This is a genomic window from Verrucomicrobiota bacterium (genome assembly GCA_016871495.1).
Taxonomy (GTDB): domain Bacteria; phylum Verrucomicrobiota; class Verrucomicrobiia; order Limisphaerales; family VHDF01; genus VHDF01.
On sequence record VHDF01000137.1, the window covers coordinates 1 to 7,962 of the forward strand.

General features: G+C 57.7%; 6 protein-coding genes. 2 read left to right on the forward strand and 4 right to left on the reverse strand.

What is annotated here, in order from left to right; genetic code table 11:
* The 4 genes from FJ404_18660 to FJ404_18675 form a co-directional block, all read right to left on the reverse strand.
* On the reverse strand, positions 1-935 hold a 935-nt coding region (locus FJ404_18660), incomplete at its 3' end, for a hypothetical protein (GenBank protein MBM3824873.1).
* A 33-nt stretch (positions 936-968) separates the two neighbouring features.
* Positions 969-1,616, reverse strand: a complete 648-nt coding sequence (locus FJ404_18665) for a hypothetical protein (protein ID MBM3824874.1) — start codon at positions 1,614-1,616, stop codon at positions 969-971.
* A gap of 250 nt (positions 1,617-1,866) precedes the next feature.
* On the reverse strand, positions 1,867-2,673 hold the full coding sequence (locus FJ404_18670) for an autotransporter outer membrane beta-barrel domain-containing protein (GenBank protein ID MBM3824875.1): 807 nt from the start codon (positions 2,671-2,673) through the stop codon (positions 1,867-1,869).
* A 242-nt stretch (positions 2,674-2,915) separates the two neighbouring features.
* On the reverse strand, positions 2,916-4,697 hold the full coding sequence (locus tag FJ404_18675; protein MBM3824876.1) for a hypothetical protein: 1,782 nt from the start codon (positions 4,695-4,697) through the stop codon (positions 2,916-2,918).
* Positions 4,698-5,007: 310 nt separating this feature from the next.
* Between FJ404_18675 and FJ404_18680 the strand changes: the two genes are divergently transcribed.
* Both FJ404_18680 and FJ404_18685 read left to right on the forward strand, forming a co-directional pair.
* On the forward strand, positions 5,008-6,267 hold the full coding sequence (locus FJ404_18680) for an exosortase/archaeosortase family protein (GenBank protein MBM3824877.1): 1,260 nt from the start codon (positions 5,008-5,010) through the stop codon (positions 6,265-6,267).
* A gap of 424 nt (positions 6,268-6,691) precedes the next feature.
* On the forward strand, positions 6,692-7,962 hold a 1,271-nt coding region (locus FJ404_18685; GenBank protein MBM3824878.1), incomplete at its 3' end, for a hypothetical protein.

The following is a 7,962-nucleotide window of genomic DNA, read 5'->3' on the forward strand; positions in this document are numbered from 1 at the left end:
TCCAAATCCTGGATCTTCGGATGCTCCGGCTTCAGCGTCTTCAACCAGCTTTCGCGCTCCATCCGCTTGCTGTGCAATTCGAACTTGATCCGGCTGTACTCGGATTCCGTGGCAAACTTGGCGAGCGGATCCCCCGCCTCCCGGTCATTTTCGCCCCCTTTTCCCGGGTTGCCCGCCGTGTTCGGCGAGCGGGACGAACCCGGGTCCTGCAAGGCGCCACTCGCAATGTCCTCCTTGGTCAATGCCTCCAGCCGCTGGCGGCGAATCTTCACCTGGCTGTATTCCGCGATCAGGCCGTCCAGCCGCTGCTGCGCCGCTTCCGTGAAATCCTTGATGCTGGCGATGTTGTGTTTCTGCATGAACTCCAGAATGCTCGCCTTCACCTCGCGCGATCGCTCCTCCGTCTTCAACAACTGCTCGCGCGTCCCCGCCGCTTTCCCCCGCATCGCGCTGTCCTTCTCCTCCTCCTTCCCCGCCTTGAACTCCCTGGCCCATTGGATCGCAAAAGCACGCGCGTGCGCAAACTCCGTGCTCTGCACATTCATGCGCAACTGGCTGCCCTCCCCGCGCACCGCGCGCGCGCTGTACTGCAGCCCGGCGGCGGGTGGGATCTCGGCGGACACTTTCTCCGCCACCCGCGAAAGCAGCGCCGGACTGTTCATCCTGGCGACCTGGTCGCTGTAAAAATTCTCCACCGACTCCTGGTATTGAACCTGCGATGAAAGCGAGGACTGCACCCTGGGCGCAACTCCCACCACGCTATAGGCCTGAAACAGGTCCCGGGTCGTTGCCGCCTTGTAAATGCCCACGCCCAACCCGGTGCCGATGCACAACAAAAGGGTGATCCAACGCCGGCCAATCATCTCTGCATACCGGCGCGCATAAATGAAGAAATTGACGCGCCCGGCGTCATAACCCGGTTGCATCGGATCCATGCGTGGTGTTTGTGAACCGGGACGCATCATAGGTTAAAAAACCAAGCCTCTCTCTGGAATCTCAATGCGATCTCCGTCCTGCAACACGACATCCTTGGAACGATCCCCGCTCTTCTTGATCGCTTCCACGTCCACAATCCGGCTCTCCACTTTGCCGGTCGCTGGATTGAGCCGATGCAATTTCACCTTGGTCAATTTGGCGAATTCGCTGGCAGCCGCCTGCAACACGGCCTCGAGTATCGTCTTCGGCTCGCCCGCAGGCAGTTCGACCATGTTCGACCTGACAGCGCCGTAAATCAACACCTTGCCCCCCTTGGCCGCGCGATCCAACAACACCAACTCCACGGTGGCGTTCTGATAATACTCTGCGTCGAACCGCTCCTTAATCTCGCGTCGCAAAGCCTCCAGGGATTTCCCCTGAACCTGAAACGTCAACCGCAGCGGATACCCGGTGCTGACCGGGATTTCGATTTGATAGTTGGAGGGAACACTCAGGGGCAGCGGCTCCACCGGCTTGGCCGGATCTTCCACGATTCGAAACTTCAACTTGTCCATCGCGAGCAAGACCGTCGGTTCTTTCTCCGCCGCTCCGGATGACACCGCACCCAGCTCGGCGGCGAACACGACCATTTCCGCCGCCATGATCATCCCGAGCACCTGCCATGAACCCCAAAGTCGCATACGGTTAAAATTGGCGCGTGAGTTCCGCCGTCACCCGGTTCTGCCAATAATCGCGCCCGGGCAGCTCCGATTCCTTCATGGCCAAAGCGTAAGTTAATCCAAGCACCCAATTCTGGCTCAAGTTCAAGTGGGTTCCCACATACGTCAAATATTGGTGTCCTTGCTCTCCCGCCGGCCCGGAGACCTCGAAGAGTTGCCATGAAATCCCCGCATCCAGAGTTACCGCCGAATTCCAACGCGCTTGGAAATGCTATTGCACCGCGTGCATCTCGGTATAATTGCTGGCCAATCCAAGCTCGATCGAACGGCGGGCACGAATGCCATGACTCATCCTGCGGTTCAAGGTGTGCCGCAAACCTCCTTGAAAGGTCAGACCTTCAAAATCACTCGTGTCCGCCACCGTTCCCGATCTCTCAAAGTCCTGCCGGGTGAAGAACAAGGAGCCATCCAAGGTCAAGAACTCGCTGGCTTTGAAAACCAGGGTCGGCCCGACCGACCAAGCGGCGCTGTCATTCTGCACTTTCTGCACGTACTCGTTCAGGGTGTAAGCCGCATAGAGGCCCGCCGTCCAGCGCGGCGAAATCTCGTGCTGAGTCCCGGCGTGAAAGGTGTGCGCGTTCCGATCGAGGGCGCGAAACTCCCGATTCAAGGTTCGATCCAGCGAAAAATCATAACCCAAGGTCCAAGTCAGCGACTCCCACGGCTGACCCGTCGCCTCGATTCCCGAATTATTGATAAACCGCCTGTAATTGAACGCAGAACCGCTCAATTCAGGACGCGACGCCGGATCCGCTTGCACATGGAAATCGTCATGCAAATTGATCTGCACGTCCTTGACCCAAAATCGATAGTCCACGTGCGTGTTCGGAGAAACCTGAAACGTCGAAAGTTGGTCATGCTCCCAATACCAGCGATAGCCCACCCCCAAATCCAAACTGAAGAGATTCCGATGATTCACCGGATAAAACAACCCGATCCCCACTTCAGGCCCCAAGGAAATGTCACTCCTCCGGCCCTCCTCCGCCAAATTGATGTTGTCGGTAAACTCCGCCGTCACAGAACCTCTCAGTTTCCCCTTGAGGGAACCCCATTGGAGATTGTACTAGGCGGGCTCCGGCAGCACGAACGGCACGGTCGGATGCGCTCGACTCAAGAACCCGTCCGCCCCCTCCACCGCCCAGCCCGACACCAGGAATCCCAAGGAACAAGACCACGCTCGAATCCTCCGAGACCCGGGCGAGCATCCTCTCCCTCCCTTCCGGGCCGGCTCAATCCCTCGCGACTTACGAGTCCAATCGTTCATTCCGTGCCTACTCCCGATGCGGACGTCTGGGGCAGACGGGTGACATCCAAACTCGTGGGCTGATTGAAGGGGCCGGAAGTAAAAGGGACATGCAAGGGAGCCGTCGCCGCCCCGCCCGGCCCGGCCCCGGCCGCTTCGGTAAAAATCGTGTTGCCCCCCGCCCCGCCCAATTCCTGCCCCACCCCACCCGAGATAAACGTGAACGTCCCGCCCGGCTTCAAGGGTGGAAAGGCCGGACCCGCCCCGCTCAGGTTCAGACCGGTGTCCTTCACATTGCGCTCATCGCTCCGCACCACGATGGCCCCCGTTCGCGGGTGCGTCAGCAACACCGAGTTGCCTTCACTCAAATTCACCAACAAGCCCGGCGCTTGCCTCGGTTCAAGGACAAAATCACCCGATCTCGCTTCGAGAAACACCTCGGTCAAGGACGACTGTGTCGCCTGCAATTCCTGCCCCTTCGAGCCACGCAACACAACCGGATTGCCCATGGACGTCCTCGCCGTGCCTAATGAACCCTCCAAATCCACGCCACTTCCCTGCCAGTTCAGTTTCACGATCGGGACTCCCGGGATCACTCCCGCAGCCACGGGCTCATTCCTCAGCGTCTCGACTCGAAACAATCGATTCTCTCCCCGAACACGGGAAGCAACCATCGACCCCAAATTCAACACCACCGCATCTCCTCCCATGGCGGAAAGGAGAAAATCCTCGGAGCTCACAGGATCGAACTGCTGATATTGCACCAAACTTCCATTGGACATCGAAAGGACATGCCTTCCGGGTAAAAGCAACCGGGGTCGATCCCACTGGCCATAAGCCGTCAAATCAATCACGCGTGAACCTCGATCCACCCGCACATCCAATTCATGCCCAGTCAGGCCCACCGCAGACCACCCTGGCAACCCCTGGACCCCTAAACGAACAAGTCCTTTCGTCACCTGCACTTTCACCCCGCCTCCAACCAACGGCTTGAATTCCACCAGAGTTCCCAAGACGCCTTGGATTCGTGCTCCATCCCCCACCACTCCTCTCTGCTTCCCATCAGTCCATCGAACCGCACTGCCGTCTTCAAAAATCAACTCCACCTCCGTCCAAGCCAATTTCCTGGCGAATCCACCCTTCGCACCAGCTTCAAGTAATCCTCCGGCGTAAGGCGCATGTTCCTCGCCCAATAAGCGAGGGGCTCCATCTGCCCCCCTCATCTCCGTTTGTCCCAAGCCCGACAAAACAAATGCCCCTTCTTGGAAAGGATCCAATCTCAGGACTCCCTCCCCCTTCAATGCTACCCTCGCGCCATCTCGAAAACGCAGACAAACAGCCCCGCCCCGCCCAGACTTGATGGTGGTCGACCCAAGATTTCCCCCCTGCAGCACCGCCATCCCACGCTCAACAACCACCGCTTCTCCCTGCGAAAGATGAATCTCGACACCCACCCCAAGTTCGCAGTCCACCAGAACCGCACCCTGCAAACTTTCTAAAATGAACCGGTTCGTGCCATCAAACCCAACTTTCAAAGACTTCCCTTGATTCTCAAAAACCCTTTCAGCCTTGGCGGTCACGACTTCAAAAACATTGGTCTGCACGGCGTATGCCAACGAATCGCCCGTCCAGCGCACGAAAAACGCAGGCCCATCGCCAGGGAACGAAGACTCGAAACATCCATGACTCGCAGGACCCTTCCCCGCAAAATCATCCGTACGGAGCGAAGCGGCATGACTCAGGGAAATCATCCCCGCCATGCTCCAACTCAGAGCCGCGATAAACCAAGTGGACTTCAAGATTCAAAAAGTTTGCCCGACATCGATCGGCAAACTACTCTGCAAAGACTGCGAAATGGGAAGTGTCGAGCCGTGACAACAGAACGCGCTCTCACCTTTGATTATCGGCAAGTTTCAAGCCAAGTCCAAAATCAGGGCATTTGGCCCTAGATCTGGATCCCAACAACTTCTCCCAGGCGGACCGAATTCTCGAAATATCATCGTCGAATCAGCCTTGCCAACCAAGAGTTTCCACACGGTTTATTCCATCTCCAAACGAAACTTTGAGTTTTGGCGAATTCGCCGATGAAGATTAGCAACGAAACTCTTCATCACCCATACGAACATTCCCCCTTCCTATCCCACTTCCGATTTGCCACGGCGAGGACGAAAGGCCCTATGGATCTTCTGCCTCGGGTTGGTCTGGATCCAGTTTGTCTATCAGCTTCATTTCGAATGGCTTGCAAATCCACAATATCAATATGGATTTTGTGTGCCTCCTCTCGTCCTCTATTTCTGGAGCATCCGATGGCCCGGAATCGTCGCTTCGCATCCCGAACCCCACCGAGACCATCAATCCAATGCCAGCCTCGTTTTCGCAATCCTGTGTCTGGCCAGCCTTCTGCCCATACGCCTCCTCCAAGAATCGAACCCGGAATGGAGATTGTCCGCTTGGATCCACGCCTTCGCCGTCATCGGCCTCACCCTGGGAATGATCAGCAGCAGTTACGGAATCCGATCAGCTCTCCGACTCGCGCCGCCCCTGCTTTTCCTTCTCACATCGATCCCGTGGCCCACGTTCCTTGAGGCCCCACTCACCTCGTCGCTCATGCGTCTGTCAGCGGAGATCACGGTGGAATTCCTCAACTGGCGCGGCATACCCGCCTGGAGACATGGCAACCTCATCGAACTCACGTCCGGCCTGGTGGGCGTCAACGAGGCCTGCAGCGGCATCCGCTCGCTTCAGTCAGGTGTCATGATGAGCGCCTTTTGGGCGGAATGGCGACAACTCCCAACCCTACGTCGCATCACCTTCCTTCTGCTAGCCCCAGTCCTTACCGTCCTCCTCAACTTGATTCGGACCGCAACCCTATCCACGATCGCCGCAACCCAAGGCCCGAAAGCCATCGAATCTTTCCACGATCCTGCGGGCTGGACGGTCGCCAGCGTGAACTTGATCGCTCTGTGGGGCATCGCCAAGTTACTCCAGCCAAGGCTCACCTCCGCCCCCCCGATCCGGTTCAGATCATCCATCCCCGTTACCCTTCCTGGCGCTCTCTGGCGGTTTTGTCTTTGTTGCCCCTCTTCATCGAACTCACCGTTAATCTCTGGTTCAAACCCGCGCTCCTCACGCAAACTTCTCAAAAGATTTGGTTGGCCCCAACCCGCGTCGCACCAGCCGACTCCACCATTCCCTTGCGGCTCATCAATCTCCCCCCAGAAATTCGCGCCGAGCTTCGCAGCGATTCCATCACTTGTCTGTCCTGGGAAAAAGATCATGGCACGGAAGGAAGATTCTTCCTCATCCAATGGAATTCCGGAAGAGTCTCCGCCCTGGCTTCGTCGATCCACCGTCCCGAGCTTTGCCTGACCGCCTCAGGCTACACGTTGAAACAATTCCTCGGCCTGACACCTCTGTTCGTGGACCGCGAATCCATTCCTTTTCAAACCTACCTCTTTGAGAGCAGATCCGGGCCCATCCACGTTTTCTTTGGTTCCTGGTTGGGTTCAGGATTGTTATCCGGCTCATCCCCAACCAGCACTCCGCCGACTCTCCAAAACCGGCTCCGCCAAATCCTGCAACGCCAGCCCGCTCAGCCCCGCCAAATCATTGAGATCGCCCTTTCGGGAGCCCGTTCCGTCGAAGAAGCCGCCCGCGTGGCGGAGAACGTGCTTTCCCAATCGTTGGAATGGACTCCTCGATTGCCCTAGTCGGGTTCACTCATGAAGCGTGTTCATCAATACTGGATCTTTCTCGGAGCATCCTCGCTGGTGGCAGCACTGGTTTTGTCTCCGTGGATCTACTCCAAGGCCAAATCGTGGAGAGTGGACCGGCTCGTCCGGCACGCAGAAACCGCATCGCCAACCAAAAGCCGTCTGAGGCCTTCTCCAAAGTGCAGGCCGCTCTCCAACTGCAACCGAATCACCTCAACGCGATGCGTACGATCGCGAAGCTCCTCTCGGTGGGCCCACCCAACCAAGCCTTCCCCGTCTGGCGCGCCCTTCTGAACCATCCCGAATCAGGACTGCTGGATCATCTCGATTGGATCAACTACACGATCAAGATCGGGAAGCCGGAGGCATCGGGCCATCAAGTCGAGACGATGCTCCGACTCCATCCGATGCCAACCCAAGTCCTCGCCGCCGCGGCGCGATGGCATGAGGCGTCCGGAAACCTCGATCTCGCTCAACGCTTCGCCCTCGAAACGCTGCGCAGGACTCCCGAAGATGCAAACTTGCTTCTGTTAATCTGCAGAATTCAGCAAGGCTCAGCGTCGGCGGATGAACGGCGGCAAAGCCTCCACATCCTCATGGGCTTGTCCCAGCGACCCGATGCGCAGGGTCTCGAAGCCCTGGAGATGCTGTCGATTCACGCTGAAACTCCCGCGGAATTCCTGCCCCGCATTCTCGCATCTTTGCAGGCTCACCCACGACGCACACCCCGGCACGCCTTGTTCGAAGGGGAACTCCGCATCCGTATCAACCCCGCTCAATCCGCAATCCTCGTCCAGGAAATGCTCGCCAGCGCGTTGACCAATTCCAACGTACAAGTTGAAACCGCACGCTGGCTCAATCGACGACGATCGTTCGCCGAAGTGGAGAAGTTGTTCGCCGCCACGCGTACCCCGGATCGAGACTTGTGGCTCGCCTATCTGGACGCCTTGGCCGCCCAAAAACGATGGACACGCATCCGCGAACGGCTGGAACAAGCGTCCCTCCCTTTGGAAAAATCGCTGATCGAACTCTTTCGTTTTCGATGCGCCCTGGAGCTCAAAGAAGAGCACGCGGTCCCACTGCGCTTCGAACAAACGCTGGCCGCCGCCGGCCAAGATCCCGCGAAACTGTGGTTCCAGTTTCAATATCTCGAGAAGCTCGGGTTGACGGCCTACGCCAAGCGAACCTTGCTGGCGCTGAAAAAAACCGAGTCCTCTCCCAAACCCGTTTATCTCGCGCTTCTACGCATCCTGGAATTGGAGGGGAAACTCTCGTCTCTGATCGAGCTCGTTCGTGAAATGACTCAGAAATTCCCCTCGGATCTGGAACCTCAGAACGATCTCGCCTACCT